Source organism: Brevibacillus laterosporus LMG 15441 (assembly GCF_000219535.2).
GTDB classification, from domain to species: Bacteria; Bacillota; Bacilli; order Brevibacillales; family Brevibacillaceae; genus Brevibacillus_B; species Brevibacillus_B halotolerans.
In genome coordinates, this window is sequence record NZ_CP007806.1 from 2,333,137 (window position 1) to 2,356,316 (window position 23,180).

The window sequence follows — 23,180 nt, forward strand, 5'->3', positions numbered from 1 at the left end:
AATACAAGCACACTACTAGTTGTAACATAAAAGGCCTCTATAAAATTTCACTATCTTGCTATTCCAATCATAAAATCGTACATAGGTTCGTTCTGGAGGGTATACTGTGGATGGAGGTGAACCAGATGAGAGATATCCAAAGGCAAGGAGAGAAGAATAATTATCTAACTGATGAAAAGTGGCAAGCAATCATTACTAACGATGCATCGTACAATGATACATTTTTTTATGCGGTGAAAACTACAGGTATCTTTTGCAGACCTTCTTGCAGGTCTAGAGAGCCTAAAAAGGAAAATGTTCGAATATTTTGTAGCGCAGAAGAGGCGCTGTCAGAAAATTTCCGACCTTGTAAGCGATGTAAGCCAACAGGACAACGTTTGCCTGATGTTGAATGGGTGGCACAGATTACGGATTATATCAAAAAGAATTACAGTGAAGAATTAACGCTAGAGCTTTTAGCAGATATATGTCATGGAAGTCCTTATCATATGCATCGAACATTTAAACGCATTAAGGGAATGACCCCAATTGAATATATTCAACAGACGAGAATAAAGAAAGCCATGGATTATCTCATCCAATCTGATATGACGATTACCGACATCGCAATGACTGTGGGGATGCCCAACACACCGTACTTCATCACTTTGTTTAAGAAGATAACAGGACAGACGCCTAAAAAATTTCGTCAATTAAATAAGAATACACAAGCCATGGAGGTGTTGCAAAGTGACAGCAAAAAGTAAACAGATCATTTATTATTCAAGGCTGGTCCATTCGGATTGGAACCTATACATTGCTGCTACAGGGGCGGGACTTTGTTATGTAGGTTCGCAAAATCATCCTTTTGAGGAATTGGAAAATTGGGTAAGGAATCGGTTTCCGAAAGGTGAATTGGTGCAGGATCATGAAAAATTACAAGGCTATGCAGCAGAATTGGTTGCGTATTTTCAAGGCACACGTAAAGACTTCTCTATTGACTTTGATTTATATGGTACGCCATTTCAGCTCGCGGTGTGGAATGCTCTTTGTGAAATACCATATGGGCAAACCCGTTCCTACTCTGATATTGCGCTTCAAATACAAAAACCAAATGCGGTACGTGCTGTTGGAACAGCAATTGGTGCTAATCCCGTTTTAATTACGGTTCCCTGCCATCGGGTGATTGGGAAAAATGGCTCACTAACGGGCTACCGGGGTGGATTGGAAATGAAAACCAAGCTTCTGCGCTTCGAAAATGAAAATAGTTTGGTAGAGGGGAGTAAGCTATATGCCTGATTGCCTCACAGAACGGAGTGCCGCCATAGATTGGAATAAAGTGCAACAGACGATGGATGAGCAGGGCTATGCTACAATTCCAGCATTCTTAACGAAGAAGGAATGTAACGAAATAATAAACACGTATGAAAAAGAAGAGTATTTTCGGAACACGATTGATATGGCTAGATTTCGATTCGGCATCGGGGAGTATAAATATTATCAAGCTCCCCTTCCTACTATGTTGCAACAGCTTCGTGAAGGCTTCTATCCTGAATTGGCTAAAACGGCTAACCGATGGCTGAAGCAGCTTGATGATGGGGCATGTTACCCACCTTTGCTCTCAGAATTTCTCACGGAATGCCATCAGCAGGGACAGACAAGATCAACACCCTTACTCCTTAAATACGAAGCTGGAGGTTATAATTGTCTGCATCAGGATTTGTATGGAGATGTCTACTTTCCATTTCAAGTAGTATTCGCCCTCTCTCAAAAAGAGATAGATTATACAGGCGGTGAGTTTTTGTTGCTGGAACAACGGCCAAGGGCGCAAAGCCGAGGGCATGTGATAACCCTAGAACAAGGATCAGGACTCATTTTTCCTACTAACAATCGGCCTGTACTAGGTTCACGCGGGTATTATAGAACCAAGATAAGGCATGGTGTCAGCACGATTACTTCTGGTACAAGATATACGCTTGGTATTATTTTTCATGATGCAAAGTGATCTACGCCTGACAAATATACACTAAAACAAACGAATATGCAGCAAAGGGGCGACTGAGATGAAGAGTGAGTTTTTTTATAAATATCCCAAAACACTGCTAAATAAAGGGACAGGCTTTCTTTCCGATTACACTCATTCGTTGAATCCTTATACGGGTTGTTCCTTTGGATGTTCCTATTGCTATGTACGACAAATGCCTGTATCGATTTTTCGTAGGGAGGAGTGGGGAACCTGGGTGGACATCAAACGGGACGCGGCAAATGTATTACGTAAGGAGCTCAGAAGGGAAAAAAGCAAAGGAAAGGTAACAATATTCATGTCATCAAGCACAGATCCGTACCAACCAATTGAACATAAAGAAAAGGTGACAAGATCTCTTTTGGAGGTCATGCTGGAGAACCCTCCTGATTTTTTATTTATCCAGACCCGTAGTCCTCTTGTTAGTCGAGACATTGATTTATTATTACGCTTGGAGAAGAAGGTTCGAGTAAGCATGACCATAGAGACGGATCGAGAGGATATCCGTAAGCATTTTACACCTCATGCACCCCCTATTCCTGCCAGATTAGAGGCACTTCAGCGTTTAGCAGATGCAGGTGTACCCACCCAGGCAACCATCGCTCCACTATTGCCCAGCAGTGAAGAATTCCCTGATAAGCTACGAACGCTAGTTGATCGCATCTGTATAGATGATTATTTTATGGGGGACGGTAGTGGAGGAAGACGAACTAGGAATCTGGGGATCGACTCATTCTATCATAAGCTAAATGCAGTCGAATGGTATCATCCCTCTGCCTATCAATTGGTGTATGAGCGATTTACACGTGTTTTTCCCACTGATCAGGTATTTGTAAGTCAGAAGGGATTTGCTCCTTACTGAAAAATCCAAACGATTAGTAGCATGTAGCGTCCTGTAAGGGAGGCTATTTTTTTGTGTAAAAATGAATAATCAATTGGAGTGCGGCTCGAAACTTTCTTAAATAGTTTTCTAAATTGAGTTGTAGCAGGTGTAGTTTCCATTAAAAGTAAGTTGCCTTTCATCCAATTTGAAAACGATAGGATTGTCATCGTGTCTTAAAGAATATGAGAGCAATTTTTTATTAACATAGGTAGCAAGAAATCAAAAATAAAATATAGTTTATTTTTCGAATTTTCAATAAACATTTTATGCAAAACAATCATTTGGTTAACAATATTCTATATTTCGACACAATTTAGATAAAAAAAGGCATTAGGGAATATTTCCAATTTTGGATTTTTAGCCGATACTATTGTATGGAAATAAAATTCCAATTTAAAAAAGGAGTCGATTAAAAAAATGAATTACAAGTGGCTAAGTATGATGACGGCAAGTGCAGTTTTACTCTCCAATGGTGCATTATGGCTACCTACACCTGCCAATGCAGCAACAAACACAGTAAACAAATCCGTATTTTCACTAAGTAAGCAGCCTCCTTTACCTCAGTTCAAAACAGGTGCAGGGGTACTCGGAGCTGAGGTGACTCCACTGGGAGAAGAGGAGCTCCGTACTGAAACTTTTTCCCAGCTAGAGAAAAAAAGCAAGCGAGCTAAGCGACAAGCCCTTCAAGCAACTCATGCTGAACAACAAACGTACAGTATGTCGGACTTAAATCGACTTAGCTATGACGAGCTAGTAGAAGTTCTACGTAAGATAGAATGGAAGAATATCCCTGATTTATTCAAATTTAATTCAGATTCAGTTGAATTCTATTCAGACCGCGATCGGGTCCAGGCCGTTATCAATGCCCTTCAGGACAGTGGAAGATCCTTTACTGATCAGGATGCACGCGGAATTTCGACATTGGTAGAGGTTTTGCGTTCAGGTTATTATCTGGGCTACTACCATAAAGAGTTAAAATACCTTGATCAGTCAGATTATAAGGAAAAGGTACTACCTGCTGTTAAAACCATCACGGCAAACAAGTATTTTGCATGGGGAAATAATACACAACAGGAAGTTATCGGTGCTACGGGGAAACTTATCTCAAACACTACGGTAGATGTTGAGATCATAACGAAGATGACTGGACTAGTATCAGACTTTATTGATCATTTTGATGAATATGGAAAAGATCGAGAGATGAGCAGTTCCTTTTATTCTGTAATTCAAGGGATTGGATACGTACTCATGTGGCAAGTGCGTGAACCAGAGGATCAAAAAGCGTTCAATGGTAGTATTGATAATTACTTGGAACAAATGTTCCGCATCGCCCACAAGGATCGGGCATCTAGTGATCTTTCGTGGCTAGTTAGCAACGGTTTGTATTACACCGGTTCTTTAGGGCATTACCACAATACCCCGGAGAAAGGTAATAAAATTTTGACGGAAGCAATGCATTTGTATCCAAAGTATAGCGAATTGTATTTTGTGGCAGCAGAGCAGATTACTTATCACTATAATGAAAAGAATTACTATGGTAACCAAATTGATCTGAAGCAATTAAAAGAAGAAGGAAAAAAGAAATATTTGCCAAACCGCTATGAATTTGATGGAGGAAAATTTATCTTCCGTACAGGGGATCAGCTAACGGAGGAACAGCTACAGCGACTTTATTGGGCTGCGAAAGAAGTAAAAGCTCAATTTCACCGTGTCGTAGGTAATGACCAGGAGCTAGAAAAGGGTAATCCTGATGATGTGCTAACTGTGGTCATCTACAATAGCCCTGATGAATACAGAATGAACAAATCTTTATACGGTTATGAAACGGAAAATGGTGGAATTTACATTGAAGGGGATGGGACATTCTTTACCTATGACAGAACCCCAGAGCAAAGCATTTATTCACTGGAGGAATTGTTCCGTCATGAGTTTACCCATTACTTACAAGGTCGATATGTGGTTCCAGGATTGTTCGGTCGAGGAGAGATGTATCAAAATGGACGCTTGCCTTGGTTTGAAGAAGGTGGGGCAGAATTTTTTGCCGGCGCTACTAGAACAGATGGCATTCATCCACGCAAATCTGTTGTAGGTAACATAAGATATGATGATCGATCTAGCCGTATGTCTGTGTCAGATACTCTGCATGCTCAATATGGTTCCTGGAATTTTTATAATTATGGATTTGCCATGCAGTATCATTTGTTCCAAAACGATTTTTCAATGATGGACCGCATTCATAATGCGATTATGAAAAACGACGTGGCCCAATTTGATCGATATATTGAGCAGTTGAGTAGGGACAAGTGGGTAAATGACGCATATCAACAGACGATTGATGAGCTGGTGCAAAATTATGAAGATTGGGATGTGCCACTGGTATCGGATGATTATCTAAAGGATGTGGAGCCAAAGCAGAAGGAAGAAATTTATGCGGAAATTTCTGAAGTTACAGGCTTGCGTGACATAGAGACCGCAGAGCACGAATCAGAATTTTTCAATACCTTCACCTTACACGGAACCTATATTGGCGACAGATCAGCAGGAGAAGAGCAAGACTGGAAAAAAATGAATCAAGTAACAGATGACTTCTTGAAAGAATTAAGTAAAAAGTCTTGGAATGGTTATCGAACCGCAACCGCTTACTTTGTGAATTATAAGATAACGAAGGATGGAAGATTCTCCTATGATGTAGTGTTCCACGGCAAATTGCCAAAAGGTAGTTATAGCGGGAACCTAGCCCCTGTAGTAGAAATAAATGGTCCGTATACAGGAGTTGTAGCTGAGTCGGTTTCGTTTAGTAGCAAAGGAACACGCGATAAAGACGGAAAGATTATGTCTTACCAATGGGATTTTGGCGATGGTCAGACAAGCCAAGAAGAGAATCCAACACACGTGTATGCTGAAGCGGGAACCTACGAGATAAGCTTGCAGGTAACCGATGATGCTAAACAAAAAGTGACCAAAAAGACAACAGTAACCATTAGTGAAAAAGCGAATAAACCGTCAGATAACTCTAATGATTCTTTCGAAAATGCCAGCAAGCTAGAAGCATTTGGTAAACAAATAAAGGCTGAGCTGAACCAAAAGAAAGAAGAGGATGTATTCTATTTTGATGTGAAAAAAACTGATAACATTGAAGTTTCAGTAGAAGTAAAGAATGGACAAGGAGTGGCGTGGCAATTATTCCACGAGGATGATCTGAAAAATTATATTGCCTATCCAAATCAAGGCGAAGGCGATCAGTTAATGGCGACTCTTGAAGCAAAACCAGGACGATATTATCTTTATGTGTATTCAATAACAGAGGAGCCCGTTTCCTACAAGTATCAAGTAAGTCTGGCTGGTGGTTCGAAGGATTTTGCAGAAAGTGAGCCTAACAATCGATTCGAAGATGCGAATGGTCCATTGCCGCTAGGTGAACCTGTTAAAGGAATACTAGATGAGGGCGACAATGCAGATGTATACCGTTTTGAACTGAAAAAAGAAAGTGATTTAGAAATTATTCTGAAGCATACGAAAAAAGAGGGAATTAACTGGTTGCTCTACCATGAGGATGATTTGAAGAACCCCGTTTCGTATCCAGTAGAGCTTGACAAGGGAAGAATGAGCGCTACTTATACAGCCGAACCTGGTCTATACTATCTATTTGTCTATAAATATGAAGATGAGGTAATCCCATATACCGTATCGGTAAATAAGTAGGATTATAAAGCAGTAAGAAGCAATTATATTTATAATTATGCACCCCTTACAGTAAGCATTGATATCCTTTCTATGGATATCGAACAGTGTGGCTGTAAGGGGTTTTCATGTTTATCTAGCAGTGAGGAGACTTTACATCATGAAATTCGATCCATATAATTGAGTGTGTCAACTATTAACTAACTCAAGTGTGGTGATCACATGAACAGCAAACGGGATTGGATTGAAATTCGGGGAGCCAGACAAAATAATTTAAAGAATATTAGCGTCAAATTTCCAAGAAATAAGTTATCAGTGGTAACAGGTGTATCTGGATCAGGTAAATCTACCTTACTGTTTGATATTTTGTGTCAGGAGGGAGAGCGAAAGTTTATTGGTGCAACTGGTAGAGTACCGGATCATGTACAGAGACCTGATTATGACGAAATTTATGGATTATCTCCCATTATTAGTGTGAGTCAGCAGCAATTTAATAAAAATCCCCGGTCAACGGTCGGAACCTACAGTGAAATTTATACATACCTCCGGCTTCTGTATACGGCAATAGGAGAGAGGGCATGTCCGCATTGTGCCAAAACAATAGAATATTCAATTTTGCGCTCGTCTCCCGTTCATACAATTAAAAACGGTCATGAGGTCTTGGAGGTGTATGCTTGTCCTTTTTGTCGTAGGCCTGTAGAAAATATTACAATGGCCCACTTTTCTTTTAACACCGTAGCAGGGGCTTGTTCAAAATGCTTCGGCTTAGGGAAAATCGTCGAACCAAATTTTGAAACGATTCTTGATGCTTCTCTTTCTATTAAAGAAGGCGGGATTAAGGTTTGGAAGAAAGGCTTTGTTTGGCATTTCGGTCCTTTGCTTGTCCGGGCGGCCAATTACTATGGGATTCCTTTTCGAGAGGAGGATTTACATACTCCGATCGGTGAGCTTGATGAGATCATGAAAACATTGCTTTTCTATGGTACGGAGGATGAGCGAATCAGAGTCTTGAAACCAGATAAACCAGCACCTAAAGATATGAAAGAAGGAAAATATGAGGGTGCTGTTAATAGTCTGATGAGGCGTTATTTTGAAGAATCACAGCAAGATGAAAGCGTTGAAAGAGAAGAGTACATGCCGTTCCTACAACATGTAGTCTGCCCCGAATGCCAAGGGACTCGATTGAAGAAGGCTAGCCTAGAAGTAAAAGTGAACAACACACCTATCCACCAGCTCTTTTCAAAATCAATCGAAACGCTGAACGAATGGATTGATGCTTTGAAAAATCATTTGTCTATCTCCAATTATGAAGCCGTTCATCCTATTTTGGCAGATCTGAAGGAGAGAGTCGAGAGTCTTTGTAAAGTTGGATTAGGATATTTATCTCTCGATCGAACTTTTACGACGCTATCAGGTGGTGAGACACAGAGATTACGACTGTCAGCTTTGTTAAACTCTAATTTAACTGGCATGGTTTGCGTGCTGGACGAGCCGACTACAGGACTACATCCGCAAGATACCGATAAATTGATCACCTCCTTGCAATTACTGCGTGATCTTGGCAATACAGTGATTGTGATTGAGCATGATTTAGAGCTCGTCAAGCACGCAGATTACGTTGTAGATATCGGTCCTGAGGCGGGAAGTGAAGGCGGTTTTCTAGTTGTACAAGGAACACCTGATGAGTTACAAAATACAGGAAACTCCGTAACAGGCAAATGTTTGAGACAGAATAGAGAAGCGATCAGGCAAACAACGCGGAGATGTCAGGCTGGCTTACCAATCAAACAAGCGAATAGCCATAATTTAAAGAATGTGGACGTGCATATCCCATTACATGTGATGACGGCTATTGTCGGTGTTTCAGGCTCTGGAAAGTCAACGTTACTCTTTGATGAGCTGCTAAAGAAGTGGGATCGTAACATGGAAGAAAGAGAAAAAATCAATCGAATAGTAGTAGTCGATCAATCCTCAATGGGCAGAATCGAACGTTCTAATGCGGCTACCTATACCAAGGTGTTCGATGATATTCGTCAGGCTTATAAAGAAACAGCACACCAACAGGGTATAAAAATGACAGCATCTGATTTTTCCTTTAATGTGGCAGGAGGTAGATGCGAGCACTGTAAAGGCACAGGAAAAATAAAGCTACAGATGCATTTTATGTCCCCACGCTATCTGGTTTGTCCTACTTGTGAGGGAAAGCGTTATAATGAAAAAGTACTGCAAGTAAAAATAGATGGATATAACATTGCTGATGTATTAGAGATGACTGTCAAGCAAGCACTAGCTTTATTTTCGGAGATGGATAAAATCAAACAAAAGCTTGTCTACTTAGATAAAATTGGCTTAGGATATATAAAATTGGGTCAACCAGCGAATACCTTGTCTGGTGGAGAGGCACAAAGAATCAAATTGGCTTCGGAGCTAGCTACTGCTGCTGGACGAAACACACTGTATATTTTAGACGAACCTTCAGTGGGATTACATGAAAGAGATACGGATAAACTCATTCAGGTTCTCCATGAATTGGTTGATAGAGGAAACAGTGTTGTTGTCATCGAACATCATTTGAGCTTGATCCGTCAGGCTGATTGGATTATCGAGATGGGGCCAGGCGGTGGGGAAGACGGGGGGCGTGTAATCGCCCAAGGAACTCCTCAACAACTGAAGGCCAATCCGAATTCTGTTATCAAACCATATTTATAGAGCTTTGAAGGAAGGTGCCTTTTTGACAAAATCATTGGAAGACAGCTTTATTCCGTTTCAATGTGAAATAGTAAGCCGTCATAATAAATTTAATATCGAGGGAATTACGTCTGCTCAGTACAATGTTTTAGAGCTTGTCCAAACACAAGGTCCAAAAACAACAAATGAACTGGCAAGTGCACTAGGGATAACGGTATCAGGTATCTCAAAATTAACCAAAAAACTTTTGCAGAAAGGATTGATTGAACAACAACGCAGTCAAGCAGATAGGCGGTATTACCATATTGTCTTGACAGAAGCGGGAGTGGATTTTCTCAGGAAAGCAGAAAACTCACGCAAGGAGATCCTTCAATTAATCGGAAAAGCACTTTCAAAAGAAGAAATCGAAGCCTTTAGCCGAATTTGTTCCAAGTTGCATACATATTTGACTGATCATAAAGCAAAGTAGGTGACTGACCCTATGAATGGGCTAGAAAATGTAATATCCCCGATAACAAAATTTGAAGAGTCTGATATTCCAGGATTAGTAGAGCTCTCGTCTTCGGTAGGTTGGGATTATGACCAAAATGAAATCAACACCATTATGTTATCTGGCAACGTTTATGGACATAAAAACAAAGACGGGAGAATTGTCTCAAGTGCAGCCATTATTCCATACGGCGTGAAACTAGCCTCTATTGGCATGGTTATTGTAAGTCAGGAATATCGAGGACTGGGCTTAGGAAGAAAAGCTACACAAAAATGCTTAGAATCGATTCCTGATCATATGCCAGCTATGCTTATTGCCACAGAGGATGGGAAACCCATGTATGAAAAGATGGGCTTTCATTCTACAGACTGTGTTCATAAATATCTTTGCTCAACCTATCGTTTTACCCCTTCAAGTAGGAATATAGTAGCTCATATACAGCCGATGCATATAGAAGATTTCCCACAGGTCATAAAAATAGATAAAGATGCCTTTGGTGTAGAGAGAGGAGCTTTTCTTCGCCATAGATATAATCAGGCAAAAGAGGCAGTGGTTGTGAAAAGTCCTGACGGTCAGGTAGTAGGCTATGGTTTATCTATACTTGGGCCCATTAATCTCATAGTAGGCCCTATCGTCGCTCCGAATGCTGATATAGCATTCGCAATAGTGAATCAATTAGCTAAGCAACATTCAGGTAAGGTAAGAATTGACGTACCCTCAGACAATGAGCGGTTTATGTCTTATCTTGAAGCATGCGGGTTTGTAAAGGCGAATCAGCCACCTATCATGATTACAAAAGCAAATCATTTACCTGCTCGTAACAAAACATTATTCGGAATTGCAGCGCAGATATTTGGATGAAGCATTCCAATCTGAATGAAGCACCCGTTTGTTGCAATAGCAGGTAAACACATAAGACCCTGACATTCTCCTGTCAGGGTCTACTTAATTCTGCAATGAAAAAGCAGTTACTCGCAAATGAAAGACTATCAGATTTTGTCCCCGGATCTTCAAGTTCAAATGACAGCTTACGGAGCTGATTTGAAGGTTATGGCTAACGTTTCAAAGCAGGATTTCACTCACAAAGGTAAACTCATAAAAGCCGGTTCGCTAATCATAATAGCTGGGGATAAGCAGATCGTGTTTCAGTAGATAAAAGTGTAAGAAGATATACAATTTCAATTCTAATGGGAGGATAAAGCGTTATAATAGGAAAAAGAGAGAGTACTAACTGACAATCTCATTTCGCTATTAAAATCGTGAGGTGACCGCATCCATGTTTCAAGCAGAGGGATATACAGGCAATAAACAAGAGAACTATGAGCTTCTTATAAAACAGCTAGATGCATTAGTAGATGGGGAACCCAATGTGCTCGCTAATCTGAGTAATGCAACTGCTTTATTAAATCAATTTTTGACGGAAGTAAACTGGGTAGGGTTCTACCTATATGACAAGGAGCAAGATTCACTAACTCTTGGTCCATTCCAAGGACTGCCGGCTTGCACACGTATTCCAACAGGGAGGGGTGTGTGTGGAGCAGCAGTTTCGAAACGATGCACGATGAGAGTAGCAGATGTCCATGCTTTTCCTGGCCATATTGCTTGCGATGCGGCATCTCGCTCTGAAATTGTTATTCCTATTTTTAAAGGGGAAGAAATCTTTGGGGTACTCGATATCGATAGCCCGATTACAGATCGTTTTGACGAAATAGACGAGAAGTATTTAGAAGAATTTGTCCTACGTGTAGCAAAGTGTGTGTAGAATAGAACAAAACAGAATTGATAGCAGAATAGAAATGACTAACAACCAGGCGTCTCACGAATAAGGGCGCTTGGTTTCTTTTTGCTACATAACAATTAGTGGGTATTATGACCTTTCATTATTTATGCAGAGGTGTAGTGGGTCTGGTTGCAGTGCCAGTACTTGCTGTCTTCTCTTTAGGAATGTACATTTGCTGCTTTGTCTCAGTGATTGGCGGAGTGCTGTATATAGCGGGGATTGACATACATATAAGCCTTTGGAAGTTTGGTCAGGTATCACAGCTATCTAGTTTTTTTATTGCAGTAATGTTTGGTGGGATTTTATTACTACTAGCTGTTGGAAGCTGGGGCTGTTTCAAGTATCTTGTCACTATGTTAAGAAAGGCTGAAATATACCGAATGGTTCATGTTGTAAGAAAAAAGAACCTGTATAATGAATAACAGGAAATCTGAATTCATTTTTATGCTGATCGTATCATTTTTTTCTCCAACCTGTTTGGGAATCTCTTCTTTTTTACTAGTATATATTGATCACTTTTGAGGAGGAAACGAGGAATGATTAATCTAGGGACATTTCAAGTTGCATCTGGGGCATTAGTGGTATCAGATCCTTGTTATAATTATGAACAAGGCATTTCAGGAGTTGTAGAGGAAGCAGTAGTCGGTACGTGGATTGGCGTCATTGATCGAATAGACACAGGAGATTGGGGAGAGCGATGTGCCTTAGTATGTGCTTATCACGAGTCAATTGACCTTGAACAGGTGACGAATTGGGAAGTATGTGACTTTATTGTAGGAGTAGACAGTGGTCAAGCGGGAATCTTTGAGCGTCAAATCTATCGAGTGGATGAGTCTGTAATTGGAGAAACGAAATTCATGCCTGAGCAAAGATGGTATTCTTCCTGCTGCGACCAGACATTGAGTGAACTCCAAGCTGGAGTGATTAATGGTGGTGTCGTATCTAGCTCAGGATTTGGTGACGGTGGCTATGAGGCATTTATCGCGAAAAATGCTGAAGGAAAAATAATAGCGGTACAGATCGTATTTATTACTGAAGAGGATTTACTTGAAGAGGAGGAAGATGAGGAAGACGAGGAAGACGAGAAGTAGCCTGACATCCAAAGGGACCTGGACGGTTCCTTTTTTTGGTGGTAGGGATACGTCCATGAAGGGAGAAGCCCATGAAGAAAAAATTTACATACAAATTAGATAAATTTATAGATATCGGCACCTATACAAAGAATGATAAGATAGTAACCTCACCTTTTGTTGTCTTCTCTCTTTGGAAAGACATGCAACATAAAGGTTTTTTATTTTTAGGAATTCGTGAAAGTAATGATATATAGCAATGGTAGCGAAATTGTACGACTGGATATCCTACATTTAGTTGATAACTTAAATACAATTTTATGCGGGTAATAAAAATGTTTATTTTTTGAAAAAATATAATTTTCAGTCGACATCTGTTATATATTTTTGTTTTAATTTACAATATATGTTAGGTTTTATTAAAACATAAATATTAGTGAGGTGTTATCGTTGCAACAGCACACAGAGATACCGATAGTGACAATTAACCATTTGCTAGCGTATCTTAAAGAAGAAATTCACTTTGTTCAGCCTTTTTTTCATAATCCTCATTTCTTCATTGTTACCAATAAGGATGCGAACAGCATAGATTTCATGTGCTCAGATGGAAAGACGATGAATGAGGAGCTGGATGACTCTTTTAAGAAGAAAATGATAGCGTTCTCAATGGAAACGATCCAAGAGGCAAGTTCTACAAGAAATCCCGCAATTTGCTATGGAAATGAAATGTTTCCAAATGAACTGCCAGGATGGATCAGTATTGGAAGTCCGATCTTTATTAATAATACAAAAAAGGGATATATTAGCTTAAACTATCAATCAGAAGAGCATATCTCCTACATAGTGAATATTTTTTGCTACATCATAAAAACAGTAGAATGGCGATTAAACAATGTAAGTACTTCTCACAAAGAGCAGGAACTGGAGAAAAAATGTAAAGATTTTCAGTTAACCAAGAAAGAATGCGAGATTGTCCATAGTCTTCTTGAAAATATTTCAATTAAAGATATTTCGAAACATCATTTTATATCGGTAGAGACGGTTCGAACCCATGTAAAAAATATATACAATAAGGTTGGAGTAAATAATAGAGTGGACTTAGTTAGAAGATTTGTATAACTACAGTAGAAAAATCCCCCCTGAAGGTGATTTTAAATGAAATTGGATATAATATAATAAAAGTGTAAAAGTTACCACATTGAATCACCTGATAGTTTTACCTCAGTATTCATTACTGGTAATTTTTCGAAGTGGTTCGCAGGTCTTTATATCTCTAGTGCGCTTTTTCCATGGAATAGAGTATGAAGTCTGTACCACAAAACAAAATTAATTAAATTCAAAAAATTCAAACATTTGAATGGAGGATGAAGAATATGGCTTGCCAATGTCCAGATGCGATCTCAGGTTGGACGCATACAGATTACCAGTGTCACGGTTTGGAGAATAAAATGTATAGACATGTTTATGCAATTTGCATGAACGGTACTCAAGTATATTGCAGAACAGAGTGGGGTAGCAGCTGCTAAGTTCTACACATTAATAAGGGAAGAAAAGGAACACTCTATATTCATATAGAGTGTTCCTAGTCCTTTATGTAAAGGAGAGGATAAAAGAATGGAAACAGATAATCATAAAAAATTTCTCAAAAACCCCAATCGTTTTTTGGAAAAGATCGGGACTTATTTTCCGGAAGAAATGAATGTAATGAAGGATGGACCGGCCATAGATTTTACATGGGTTCGTAAAGAGGCTTGCGGAACCGTTATTTACATCATGAGTGAAACATGCAATTTTTGTAAATATGATGCGATAAAAGAATTCGCTGATAAATATAATAAGTTTAATCATCTGATTTTCTTATATGGATCAGAGGAATATAAAGAGCAGATAAAAGAAGAGTATGGAATCTCTATTCCGATCGAGTTAACGGATCTAAAAGAGATAGGGGAAAAATTATTTATAGAGTTGGTTCCCACTATGATTGCTATGAATCGTGTAGGCCAAATTATCACTTGCGGTAGTTTTCGCAATGAAGTGGAGTCACTTGAGATGAGAATGGAACCGTTTCTGGATGTCTATTACTCCTTGGAGAATATTTAAAAATGAGCCTAAATGGCAAGGGTTCTGTACATAGCTCGAGCAACCGAGAGCATTTGGGATTTTTTCAAAAGATGCGACACAGACAACAATTATTCCTGTATGCATGTAAAATCATCTGGAATTTTAACAAAACCTATATGCTTTTGGTCTGCTCCTTAAGTATTATTCTTGCTCTACAATCAAACGCTATTATTGTTGCGAATAAATATACAATCGACAATCTTGTCAGTTCACAAATCTATCTTGCACTACTTGGAATTGGAATAATGCTGTTCCTCGAATTGCTTCAGGAGACGTTTGAACTTTTCTTGCGATTTTATAATACGAAATGTGATGAACAATTTGGAATTTACAGGGAACAAATCTTATTTGACAAGCTAGCAGGTATGCAATTGCTAGAGCGTGAGCATCCCAGCTTTTTAGGAAAGATACAGGTATGGTCGCTTGGACTGATGAAAATACAAGCTACCTTTCAATCCGGAATACAATGTGTAAAAGCATTACTGACGGGGGGAATTTCCATTTATGTGCTGGTAAGTGGGTATTGGCTTATCGGTGCTATTATTATTGGGTTTTCCATTGTAAAAAGTGTATTTGTATTTAAGGTTATCGATCCGCTGGTTTCTATGAATTTACAAATGGCGCGGGCCCATAACCTATCTACATATTTTCGCGATCTGCTAGTTCGAAAAGAGGCACAAAAAGAGTTTCTCTTATTTCAGGCTTTCTCCTTTTTTAAAGAAAAATGGCTCGATGCAAAAACAAACATCATGAACATGAATATAGAAATCACGAAATTAAATGTAAGACCAGAATTTATAAGTAATTTGTTAACTGTATGCAGCAGATTAATGATTATGGTGATGATGGTCTTCCTTGTGGTAGAGAAGAGGATGACTATCGGAGATTTCGTTGCAATATCTTTGGCTGCCTCGTTGGCTGAACGAAATATCCTGTCTTTATTTCTCCAATGCAAAAATCTATTAGAAAACCTGCGCTATGTAGATGAGTATCAGAAATTAGATTTGATTACTCCGAGCAAGGGAGAAAATCAAGCGGCGATAACAGATTTTCAGCTAAAGCAGGGGATAGAGGTAATCGATTTAACCTTCACCTATCCGAATAGGGAGGAACCCGCACTTCATAAGATCAATCTCTCGATAAAAAAAGGGGAGAAGATTGCTATTATTGGGGATAATGCAGCAGGAAAATCTACGCTGATCAAGCTATTGCTAGGCTTATATCAGGCACCGGATAATACGATTTTTTATGATGGTGTGGAGCAAAAGCAATTAGATGTTGCAGGTTTATGGAAAAGCTGTGGGGCAATCTTTCAGGATTTTATGAAATATAAGGTATCGATTCAGGATAATATCTGCTTGGGAAATGAAAGGAAAGATGATCAGGAGCTGTATCATTTGCTTGAACATCTGAATATACAAGATTTTTATCGGTTAAAAAACGGTTTGTCTACCAAGCTTGGAGACATTCATGAGGATTCGGTAGACCTATCCGGTGGTCAATGGCAAAGAATCGCACTTGCTAGATTATTACATCGCAATCTGGATCTGATGGTTTTAGATGAACCCACTTCAGCATTAGATCCAAACAGTGAAGTGAAGGTATTTGACGATATCCTAGAGCTAGCGAAGGATAAGACACTCTTCATCATTTCTCATCGAATTGGAATCGGGAAAAAGGTAGATCGCATCTATTATATGAGGCAAGGAAGTATTATCGAGCAAGGAACTCACCAGCAATTAATGGATGCAAAGGGTGAATACTATCGAACCTGGGAACGTCAAAGCGAGTGGTACAATTCAGAATTAGTCTACGAAAATAGGGGGTCATAATACCATGTCAAAAAAACTAGTTCGTGATACCGGTTTAGAAATAGGTACACCCATTCCACACATTCACTTCACAAATTGGGATTCATCACAACTAGAGCTGAAATTTTTGCCTAAAGGGGCTGCTTTAGTTTTCGTCTCCGTCTTTTGCTCCTATTGTATCGATTTATTACCCCACCTTGGATCGATAAGTCAGAGTCAGGATATGCAGCTTTATCTCTTTTCGGATGGAGAAATCGAGGATCACGCAGAAATGGCAGATTATTTTGGATGGAATTTCCCCGTGATTCAACTAAAACATCAGGAAATGAACGAAACCTTTAAGGTTAGCTACCACCCTTTTCTCCTTCTTACTGATTCAAAGGGTGTGATTATTAGCAAAGGAGATATCTACAAGGCAGAAGATTTTCATAAAATTCTAGAAAGTGTAACACTCCAATGATGTCATATCTGCTCTTACTCCCGTATGGTTTTGCGTTCATGTTCTTTGTTTCCACTATTACAAAGTGCTTTTCAATGTTTGAATTCAGACAATCGATTGTACACTTTGATGTTATATCGAGAAAATATGTGATGCTCAGCTCCTATCTGGTTATTCTTATGGAATTTGTCTTAGCGATTTGTTTTGCCCAGCTTGCTTTTTTACATGCGGCTTTTATCCTAACTGGCTTGCTGATGATTTTTTTTACCGGACTTTTCATACGAGCAAGTAAGCAGAAAAAAAGCTTTGCCTGTAGCTGTTTTGGGGGTAGTACCAAAAAGACAAACATAAAACTTGCCATCCTGCGAAATTGCTTGTTATTGCTTGGAGCGAGCGGAGGTTTTTGGATAGCTAACCAGCTAGAGGGGATACCCAATCCCCCTGAGCAGATCATGCCGTGCCTCATTGTAGCAGCGTTTTTCATACCTATTTACAAGGAATTGACCATTTTATCTAAACTGAGAAAGAAAATGAGGATGCTGGTGCCATGATGGGTTTCTTGTTAAGTGTTGGGGGCATCATACTTGTTTTGATCATCGGGATGAAGATAACCAAAGCCTTCTATTATAAAAGGTATCTTCAAATCTATGTTTCTGGCAGTAAGGAGATTACGGATCTGCATGACAAAAGTATTTTTCTCTTTCTATCTTATACAGATCCTAGCAATCCTGAATATCTTGCGGAAATCAGCCGTCGCTTCCCTGATTATCAGATCTATATCATCTATAAGGCGCCTGAATGGAAAGCAAGGGTGTTTTCTCGCCAAATCAATGAACATACGAAGCTACGGGTTGATGAACAGGGGATCGTGTCTGATGATTTAGGGATTTCAGCTTTTCCTGCTTTTCTTACTTACCAGGAGGTTTTCAAGAAAATATCGATTGTACGCTTTCATACGTATTAAAATTACAAGCGAGGTGTTTGTTATACATGCATAGTCAATTGGTAGTAGTAGATAACATCGAATTTAGCAAGGAACATAAAAAACACGACATAGGGCAAATCCTTCATGACATCACGATTCCAGCATTGCCCTGCGTGTATACTTTTCAGATGTTTATCGCTCTGAAAGAATTACCTGATCAAGCAACCTTTGAGCTTCAATTGAAAATCAAAGATCGGAATGGAAAAGATGTTGGGATTTCGAGTCCCATCACAATGTATCATGAACGCAAGGATGAGCAATCCTCTGAAATGGAAACATCGTTAAAAATGTCTACGGTACTTAGCTTGGAAGGAACATATAAAGCAGAACTATATTATGATGGAGAAGTGATTACAACTCATCCAGTTCATGTACGGCTGGAGCAAGCGTCATAGGAACAGGAAGCCTGCTTTTTATTGCAATAGATAGTGAATGATCATTTTATGAAGCTACCTAAGCTTCGTTATTCATTAGGGCTTTTCGGAATTGCAAAAAGACAACTAAATGTGAAAGGCGCTGACAAAGCGGTATAGCAAGAAAAAATTGTATTTTTTTTAAGACTTATGGTATTCTGAAACAAATTTATTGAACGGAGGGTTTTCTCATGGCATACATAAGATTCCGATTTACTACTTTGTCCCACTAATTTAATAGTGATCAAAGGCTCTGCCTGTGTGTAGAGTAATCGGGATTAGTCTGCCTTTTTATAAGAAAACTCTATGAGAACGATATAAAAAAGGGATAGACATTCGCTGTCTGTCTTTTTTTGTATCGTAAATTTATGTAAGCCAGGAGACGCGTGTAATGGTAAGATCATCATTTTGGGATAGAAGCACGCTGTTTTACTACCCTGATAGCTAGTAAATAGTAGGTTTGCACCTACTATTTACATGTTCTCTTATATCGCGCCGTCTCACACGAACAACGTAAATGGCACCCGACTTATTTTTGGTGTTCTTTTCCCGTTACTCAAGCACAGGTAGCAATGCCTGTGTATTTTGTTTTGACACAGTTTCGGGTGTAAAAATACTAAAATAAAGGACGTGCAGCATATGATGATAAAAACAGACGAACAAATTCTGGCGGATGCGAAGAAGCATGGACTGCTACTAAAAGAGGATTCGTTACAGAGAAATGATTCTGGAATAGATTTTCAGGTTGTTATGTCGCGCGATCTGAATGGAGTACAATGGGTGTTACGGTATCCAAGACGAATAGACGTGCTACCCTCGGCAAAAAAAGAGAGACAGATTCTAACCCTGATAGAATCGCGAGTGTTGGTACAAGTACCGATTTGGAGAATTTACTCAGAAGAGCTGATTGCCTATCAGTTGTTAAAAGGTGTACCAGCAGGAACGATTGATCCAGAAGCAAAGGCATATATTTGGCAAATTGACGAAAAAAATGTACCAGATGTCTTTCATGAAACGCTTGCCCTTGCAATCGCCTCCCTACATCGGATTAATCCGAACACTTGCAGAGAGGCGGGGATAGAACTAGAGACTGCTGAAGAAGCAAGGGCCTCGATGAGAGCGAGGATGGATAAAATCAAAATGACATTTGGAGTAAGTAATGATCTCTGGAATCGCTGGCAAAATTGGCTTGCAAATGATACGCTTTGGCCCACGAAAACGGTACTCGTTCATGGGGATCTGCATGCGGGACATATCCTAGTTGATGAAGCATCACGAGTAACAGGCTTGATTGATTGGACAGAGGCAAGGGTAACTGATCCTGCCCATGATTTTGTGGCTCATTATCGGACTTTTGGAGAAGAAGCTCTGCAAAGATTAATCTATCACTATGAGCAAGCAGGTGGAAACGTTTGGCCGAATATGACTGATCATGTTATTGAATTAGCTGCTAGTTATCCTGTTGCCATTGCTGAATTTGCCGAAAAATCAGGGCTAGAAGAGTACAAGCAGATGGCCAAACAAGTGCTGGGTGTATAATTCCTTGATAAAGAGAGAAGGCTCAGATTGAAAATGTATGGATTGAAAAAGCTGCCCCTCCGAAAAAGCATGATATTATCCCCTTCGAGTAGACAGTGTAAAAAGCTCACCAACCTGACGGAGGGTGGTACACTCTACTTGAAGGGGCCTTTTTTACTTCCACCAGTCATCGAATGGAGTTACTGGTAAGCGGCGCTTGTGCTCGGTTTTATCATACTTTTCTTCGATTTTTTCCACGATTTCATCAGATACAGGCTTCAGGGTTAAATAGTTATCTAAATCATCATAAGAAAAGCCAAGGGCGGTTTCATCAGGTAATTGAGGATGGTCATCTTCAAGATCGGCTGTAGGAACTTTTAAATATAAAATTTCAGGTGTTCCTAGATATTGCAGAATTTGTCTTACTTGCCCCTTGGTCAGACCGGAAAGGGGGACAACGTCAGCTCCTCCATCTCCATATTTAGTGAAAAATCCGGTAGTTGCCTCGACTGCCTGATCAGTCCCAAGAACTAATAGTCCTAAGTGGCCGGCAATATCATATTGAACCTTCATGCGTTCTCTTGCCTTTGCATTACCCTTGTGAAAATCTGACAGTTCAATCCCCGTTGATTGTTTAAGCTGTTCAAGAGAAGTATCAACGGCCGGCTTGATATTAACCAGCATATTTTCATGTGGCTTGATGAATTGAAGTGCCTTCTGGGCGTCAGCTTCATCTATTTGAGTTCCGTAGGGAAGACGAACAGCCACGAAATAATATCGTTTATCCGTCGCATGCGTAAGCTCATCGCAAGCAACCCGGGCCATGATACCCGTTAAGGTAGAATCAATTCCGCCGCTTACTCCCACAATGTATCCATTAGCTCCAGAGATAAGAAGGTATTGCTTTAAAAAATCTACCCTGTCGCGAAATTCACGTTTGGGCTGCGCATCTACATGAACATGTAGCTTTTTGATTATTTCTGTTTGTTTTGCCATCTCAACGGACCTCACTCACATATAATTGATGTTCCTTGATGTAATCCAAAACCTCCTCAGGCAGGAGAAAACTAGCTTCACCATCATTGCGAAGCTCACCGCGAATGTAGCTAGAGCTAATTCCCATACTGATTCCTTTTGACATCGTCAGGAAATTTTCATCATTATTGCGTAACAAGGGGTCCTTAGCGATTAAATCATCAGAATGATAGCCTTCTCTTGCCATGACAATAAACTTGTTGTTTTTTACCAATTTTTCAGCATTCCCCCAGGAGGATATGCCTTCTAAAAGATCTGCTCCCATGATAAAAAAGATTTCATCTTGCGGATACAGATTTTTGAAATGATTCATTGTGTCAAAGGTATATGTTTCACCGGGTAACGCGTTCATTTCAACGGTAGAGATTTCAAATAAAGGTTCCCCAAAACGATTTTTCTTGTTTTTGCACGTTTCTAAGGCAAGCTGAAGCATATGTAAGCGGTGGTGATCTTCAGTCTGAAGTATCTTATCTCTACGCAGGGAAGAGCAAGGAATAAAAAACACTTTGTCCAGACGTTTACGTTTAGCCACAGCAGCAGCTGTAAAAAGATGTGAATAGGTAATAGGATCAAAGCTACTTCCGTAAATACCATATCGCATGAAGGGTTCCTCCTTTAAGATTCTATGAGAGCAAGCTCGCGTATTTCGTTAATCATTTTATCTTTCAGCTCCCGTAATTCATCAGATAGAGTAACGGGATATACCTCTGGATTGTCTAAGCGAAGATATTCCTCCCAGAATGTATTCTTTTGGGCTTGATGGAACTGCTTGATTTCTTCCAGAGTTGGTTGATCATAAACCAGCTTTCCTTCTTCAAAGATAGGAACTAATAGCTGGACTGCTGTAAAATGGCTTACACGCTTCATTTTTAATGGATTCACTGGATGCTTCAGTTGAATCTCCTTGAGGCCTTGAATATTCTCATGCTCAAGGCAAATATAATCACCTTTTGCCATACCATCCTGATCGTATATCCGATAGGTTTTTTTACAACCAGGATTAATAATCTTGTCTATATTTTCAGAGACTTTAATTAGAGCCACCCAGTCCTTTTCGGTTCTTCTTGCAACAATTTTGTGTACACCACCTAGGGCAGGAGTATCATAGGCAGTGATAAATTTGGTTCCAATGCCCCAAATATCAATTTTAGCTCCTTGATGCTTCAGAGAGGTAATCGTGTGCTCATCTAGGTCACTGGAAGCGGCAATTTTTACATAGGGAAAACCTGCATGATCTAGCATTTTTCGAGCTCGTTTAGATAAGAAGGCTAAATCGCCACTATCTAAACGAATGCCAGTAAGCTTCTGACCATGTTCCTCCATCCGTTTAGCCACCTTAATGGCATTGGGAATACCTGAACCTAAAACATCAAAGGTATCGACAAGAAGAATACTTTTAGCGGGAAAAACCTCAGCAAAGGCGAGAAAGGCATCTAGTTCATTTGGGAAAAATTGAACAAATAAATGAGCATGTGTACCTGTAGTAGGAACACCATATTTTTTCCCAGCTTTCAGATTAGAGGTGTAGTCAAATCCAGCGATATAGGCTGATCTAGCTCCCTGTACGGATGCGTCACGTCCCTGAGCACGTCTTTTTCCCATTTCAATTACACTTTGCCCATCTGCTGCTGTCACAATTCGAGACGCTTTTGTCATGAGCAGGGATTCACTGTTCACTGTATTAAGCAATTGTGCTTCGATCCAGATACATTCCATGATAGGGGCAATCATTCGTATGTAAGGAGTGTTTGGAAAGACGATTTGACCTTCTTTCATTGCTTGCAAGCTCCCGGTAAAACGTAGTGAGCGAAGTTCTGACAGGAAAGCTTCCTCATACATGCCCTTGGACCGCAGATATTCAATGTCACTTTCATTAAAGTATAAATTCTCTACAATATCAATTAACTGGTCAAGTCCCCCAAAAGCAACGTATCCCCCTAGCTCACCAGTAAAATCACTGCTTGGCTTAACAAAAGGAGCTTTACGATAAAAATCATCAAAGACAACTATCGTGCGGTGTAGATTCTTTTTGTATAAAGCATACATCATCGTAATCGCATATTCATCCACATCAAGACCGTAATCTCTGGAGGGATCATAAAAGGGAAGGATTTCTAATTCTTGTTTTCCGCAAAGAGGGCAGGGAGTTTCTTCAGACGTCATTCTAAAAGCAGGTTGTTTACAGAAGAGGCACATATGAATATAGCGATATATTTTCGGATCAACAATATCAAAGATTGTTTTTGTCATTTTCGGCCAGTCCC

25 protein-coding genes are annotated in these 23,180 nt (G+C 39.7%); 22 read left to right on the forward strand and 3 right to left on the reverse strand.

The window, feature by feature from the left end:
* The first annotated feature begins 125 nt into the window (after window positions 1-125).
* From BRLA_RS10685 to BRLA_RS10775, 22 genes are all read left to right on the forward strand, one after another.
* Window positions 126-746, forward strand: coding sequence for a bifunctional transcriptional activator/DNA repair enzyme AdaA (locus BRLA_RS10685; RefSeq protein WP_003337377.1), 621 nt, complete (start codon window positions 126-128; stop codon window positions 744-746).
* Entirely contained in the window at window positions 730-1,278 is a 549-nt protein-coding gene (locus BRLA_RS10690) for a methylated-DNA--[protein]-cysteine S-methyltransferase (RefSeq protein WP_003337378.1), read from the forward strand. Before BRLA_RS10685 ends, BRLA_RS10690 begins: the two co-directional genes overlap by 17 nt.
* Window positions 1,271-1,984 (forward strand): 2OG-Fe(II) oxygenase, encoded by a 714-nt coding sequence (locus tag BRLA_RS10695; RefSeq protein ID WP_003337379.1) that lies wholly within the window; start codon window positions 1,271-1,273, stop codon window positions 1,982-1,984. Before BRLA_RS10690 ends, BRLA_RS10695 begins: the two co-directional genes overlap by 8 nt.
* 58 nt (window positions 1,985-2,042) lie before the next feature.
* Window positions 2,043-2,864, forward strand: a complete 822-nt coding sequence (locus BRLA_RS10700) for an SPL family radical SAM protein (RefSeq protein WP_003337380.1) — start codon at window positions 2,043-2,045, stop codon at window positions 2,862-2,864.
* Between the two features lie 438 nt (window positions 2,865-3,302).
* Window positions 3,303-6,587: a collagenase gene (locus BRLA_RS10705; protein WP_003337383.1), complete on the forward strand. Its 3,285-nt coding sequence runs from the start codon at window positions 3,303-3,305 to the stop codon at window positions 6,585-6,587.
* A gap of 201 nt (window positions 6,588-6,788) precedes the next feature.
* Complete coding sequence (locus BRLA_RS10710; RefSeq protein ID WP_003337384.1) at window positions 6,789-9,275, forward strand: ATP-binding cassette domain-containing protein; 2,487 nt, start codon at window positions 6,789-6,791, stop codon at window positions 9,273-9,275.
* Between the two features lie 22 nt (window positions 9,276-9,297).
* Window positions 9,298-9,723, forward strand: a complete 426-nt coding sequence (locus BRLA_RS10715) for a MarR family winged helix-turn-helix transcriptional regulator (RefSeq protein ID WP_003337385.1) — start codon at window positions 9,298-9,300, stop codon at window positions 9,721-9,723.
* Window positions 9,724-9,735: 12 nt separating this feature from the next.
* Window positions 9,736-10,605 carry a GNAT family N-acetyltransferase gene (locus tag BRLA_RS10720; RefSeq protein ID WP_003337386.1) on the forward strand — a complete coding sequence of 290 codons (870 nt, stop codon included), beginning with the start codon at window positions 9,736-9,738 and terminating at the stop codon, window positions 10,603-10,605.
* A 117-nt stretch (window positions 10,606-10,722) separates the two neighbouring features.
* On the forward strand, window positions 10,723-10,896 hold the full coding sequence (locus BRLA_RS24245; protein ID WP_003337387.1) for a hypothetical protein: 174 nt from the start codon (window positions 10,723-10,725) through the stop codon (window positions 10,894-10,896).
* Between the two features lie 124 nt (window positions 10,897-11,020).
* Complete coding sequence (locus tag BRLA_RS10725; protein WP_003337388.1) at window positions 11,021-11,506, forward strand: GAF domain-containing protein; 486 nt, start codon at window positions 11,021-11,023, stop codon at window positions 11,504-11,506.
* A 107-nt stretch (window positions 11,507-11,613) separates the two neighbouring features.
* Window positions 11,614-11,946 (forward strand): hypothetical protein, encoded by a 333-nt coding sequence (locus BRLA_RS10730; protein ID WP_238547462.1) that lies wholly within the window; start codon window positions 11,614-11,616, stop codon window positions 11,944-11,946.
* A gap of 114 nt (window positions 11,947-12,060) precedes the next feature.
* Window positions 12,061-12,615: a DUF4241 domain-containing protein gene (locus tag BRLA_RS10735; protein WP_003337390.1), complete on the forward strand. Its 555-nt coding sequence runs from the start codon at window positions 12,061-12,063 to the stop codon at window positions 12,613-12,615.
* 71 nt (window positions 12,616-12,686) lie between these two features.
* Window positions 12,687-12,851: a hypothetical protein gene (locus BRLA_RS24250; RefSeq protein WP_003337391.1), complete on the forward strand. Its 165-nt coding sequence runs from the start codon at window positions 12,687-12,689 to the stop codon at window positions 12,849-12,851.
* 184 nt (window positions 12,852-13,035) lie between these two features.
* Window positions 13,036-13,713: a helix-turn-helix transcriptional regulator gene (locus tag BRLA_RS10740; protein WP_238547463.1), complete on the forward strand. Its 678-nt coding sequence runs from the start codon at window positions 13,036-13,038 to the stop codon at window positions 13,711-13,713.
* A 254-nt stretch (window positions 13,714-13,967) separates the two neighbouring features.
* Entirely contained in the window at window positions 13,968-14,120 is a 153-nt protein-coding gene (locus tag BRLA_RS25255; RefSeq protein WP_158332768.1) for a laterosporulin family class IId bacteriocin, read from the forward strand.
* Between the two features lie 88 nt (window positions 14,121-14,208).
* Window positions 14,209-14,694, forward strand: coding sequence for a hypothetical protein (locus BRLA_RS10745; protein WP_003337393.1), 486 nt, complete (start codon window positions 14,209-14,211; stop codon window positions 14,692-14,694).
* A gap of 71 nt (window positions 14,695-14,765) precedes the next feature.
* The gene (locus BRLA_RS10750; protein WP_003337394.1) at window positions 14,766-16,547 is read left to right on the forward strand and encodes an ATP-binding cassette domain-containing protein; all 1,782 of its coding nucleotides are present in this window, start codon (window positions 14,766-14,768) and stop codon (window positions 16,545-16,547) included.
* Between the two features lie 4 nt (window positions 16,548-16,551).
* Window positions 16,552-16,986 carry a peroxiredoxin family protein gene (locus BRLA_RS10755; RefSeq protein WP_003337395.1) on the forward strand — a complete coding sequence of 145 codons (435 nt, stop codon included), beginning with the start codon at window positions 16,552-16,554 and terminating at the stop codon, window positions 16,984-16,986.
* Window positions 16,986-17,516: a MauE/DoxX family redox-associated membrane protein gene (locus tag BRLA_RS10760; protein WP_338012092.1), complete on the forward strand. Its 531-nt coding sequence runs from the start codon at window positions 16,986-16,988 to the stop codon at window positions 17,514-17,516. The genes BRLA_RS10755 and BRLA_RS10760 overlap by 1 nt, the downstream gene beginning before the upstream one ends.
* Window positions 17,513-17,929 carry a hypothetical protein gene (locus tag BRLA_RS10765; protein ID WP_022585231.1) on the forward strand — a complete coding sequence of 139 codons (417 nt, stop codon included), beginning with the start codon at window positions 17,513-17,515 and terminating at the stop codon, window positions 17,927-17,929. Before BRLA_RS10760 ends, BRLA_RS10765 begins: the two co-directional genes overlap by 4 nt.
* Window positions 17,930-17,955: 26 nt before the next feature.
* Window positions 17,956-18,345, forward strand: a complete 390-nt coding sequence (locus BRLA_RS10770) for a DUF6941 family protein (RefSeq protein ID WP_003337398.1) — start codon at window positions 17,956-17,958, stop codon at window positions 18,343-18,345.
* A 660-nt stretch (window positions 18,346-19,005) separates the two neighbouring features.
* The gene (locus tag BRLA_RS10775) at window positions 19,006-19,902 is read left to right on the forward strand and encodes a macrolide 2'-phosphotransferase (protein WP_041752558.1); all 897 of its coding nucleotides are present in this window, start codon (window positions 19,006-19,008) and stop codon (window positions 19,900-19,902) included.
* A gap of 153 nt (window positions 19,903-20,055) precedes the next feature.
* On the opposite strand, the gene nadE is transcribed toward BRLA_RS10775, so the two are convergent.
* Genes nadE through BRLA_RS10790 form a run of 3 tightly spaced genes read right to left on the reverse strand, consistent with a single transcriptional unit; the run spans window position 20,056 to window position 23,166 of the window.
* Window positions 20,056-20,877: an NAD(+) synthase gene (nadE, locus tag BRLA_RS10780; protein ID WP_003337401.1), complete on the reverse strand. Its 822-nt coding sequence runs from the start codon at window positions 20,875-20,877 to the stop codon at window positions 20,056-20,058.
* Between the two features lies 1 nt (window position 20,878).
* Window positions 20,879-21,517 carry a nicotinate (nicotinamide) nucleotide adenylyltransferase gene (nadD, locus tag BRLA_RS10785; protein ID WP_003337402.1) on the reverse strand — a complete coding sequence of 213 codons (639 nt, stop codon included), beginning with the start codon at window positions 21,515-21,517 and terminating at the stop codon, window positions 20,879-20,881.
* A gap of 14 nt (window positions 21,518-21,531) precedes the next feature.
* Window positions 21,532-23,166 (reverse strand): nicotinate phosphoribosyltransferase, encoded by a 1,635-nt coding sequence (locus BRLA_RS10790; RefSeq protein WP_003337403.1) that lies wholly within the window; start codon window positions 23,164-23,166, stop codon window positions 21,532-21,534.
* Between the last annotated feature and the right edge of the window lie 14 nt (window positions 23,167-23,180).

What these genes read in the sequence shown, in the direction of transcription:
- BRLA_RS24250 (WP_003337391.1), top strand. Translation starts at nt 12,687, where the DNA reads ATGAAGAAAAAATTTACATACAAATTAGATAAATTTATAGATATCGGC.
- BRLA_RS10790 (WP_003337403.1), bottom strand. Translation starts at nt 23,166, where the DNA reads ATGACAAAAACAATCTTTGATATTGTTGATCCGAAAATATATCGCTAT.
- BRLA_RS10695 (WP_003337379.1), top strand. Translation starts at nt 1,271, where the DNA reads ATGCCTGATTGCCTCACAGAACGGAGTGCCGCCATAGATTGGAATAAA.
- BRLA_RS10685 (WP_003337377.1), top strand. Translation starts at nt 126, where the DNA reads ATGAGAGATATCCAAAGGCAAGGAGAGAAGAATAATTATCTAACTGAT.
- BRLA_RS10755 (WP_003337395.1), top strand. Translation starts at nt 16,552, where the DNA reads ATGTCAAAAAAACTAGTTCGTGATACCGGTTTAGAAATAGGTACACCC.
- BRLA_RS25255 (WP_158332768.1), top strand. Translation starts at nt 13,968, where the DNA reads ATGGCTTGCCAATGTCCAGATGCGATCTCAGGTTGGACGCATACAGAT.
- BRLA_RS10710 (WP_003337384.1), top strand. Translation starts at nt 6,789, where the DNA reads ATGAACAGCAAACGGGATTGGATTGAAATTCGGGGAGCCAGACAAAAT.
- BRLA_RS10765 (WP_022585231.1), top strand. Translation starts at nt 17,513, where the DNA reads ATGATGGGTTTCTTGTTAAGTGTTGGGGGCATCATACTTGTTTTGATC.
- BRLA_RS10770 (WP_003337398.1), top strand. Translation starts at nt 17,956, where the DNA reads ATGCATAGTCAATTGGTAGTAGTAGATAACATCGAATTTAGCAAGGAA.
- BRLA_RS10760 (WP_338012092.1), top strand. Translation starts at nt 16,986, where the DNA reads ATGTCATATCTGCTCTTACTCCCGTATGGTTTTGCGTTCATGTTCTTT.
- BRLA_RS10730 (WP_238547462.1), top strand. Translation starts at nt 11,614, where the DNA reads ATGACCTTTCATTATTTATGCAGAGGTGTAGTGGGTCTGGTTGCAGTG.
- nadD (WP_003337402.1), bottom strand. Translation starts at nt 21,517, where the DNA reads ATGCGATATGGTATTTACGGAAGTAGCTTTGATCCTATTACCTATTCA.
- BRLA_RS10775 (WP_041752558.1), top strand. Translation starts at nt 19,006, where the DNA reads ATGATAAAAACAGACGAACAAATTCTGGCGGATGCGAAGAAGCATGGA.
- BRLA_RS10725 (WP_003337388.1), top strand. Translation starts at nt 11,021, where the DNA reads ATGTTTCAAGCAGAGGGATATACAGGCAATAAACAAGAGAACTATGAG.
- BRLA_RS24245 (WP_003337387.1), top strand. Translation starts at nt 10,723, where the DNA reads ATGAAAGACTATCAGATTTTGTCCCCGGATCTTCAAGTTCAAATGACA.
- nadE (WP_003337401.1), bottom strand. Translation starts at nt 20,877, where the DNA reads ATGGCAAAACAAACAGAAATAATCAAAAAGCTACATGTTCATGTAGAT.
- BRLA_RS10735 (WP_003337390.1), top strand. Translation starts at nt 12,061, where the DNA reads ATGATTAATCTAGGGACATTTCAAGTTGCATCTGGGGCATTAGTGGTA.
- BRLA_RS10720 (WP_003337386.1), top strand. Translation starts at nt 9,736, where the DNA reads ATGAATGGGCTAGAAAATGTAATATCCCCGATAACAAAATTTGAAGAG.
- BRLA_RS10750 (WP_003337394.1), top strand. Translation starts at nt 14,766, where the DNA reads ATGCGACACAGACAACAATTATTCCTGTATGCATGTAAAATCATCTGG.
- BRLA_RS10745 (WP_003337393.1), top strand. Translation starts at nt 14,209, where the DNA reads ATGGAAACAGATAATCATAAAAAATTTCTCAAAAACCCCAATCGTTTT.
- BRLA_RS10700 (WP_003337380.1), top strand. Translation starts at nt 2,043, where the DNA reads ATGAAGAGTGAGTTTTTTTATAAATATCCCAAAACACTGCTAAATAAA.
- BRLA_RS10705 (WP_003337383.1), top strand. Translation starts at nt 3,303, where the DNA reads ATGAATTACAAGTGGCTAAGTATGATGACGGCAAGTGCAGTTTTACTC.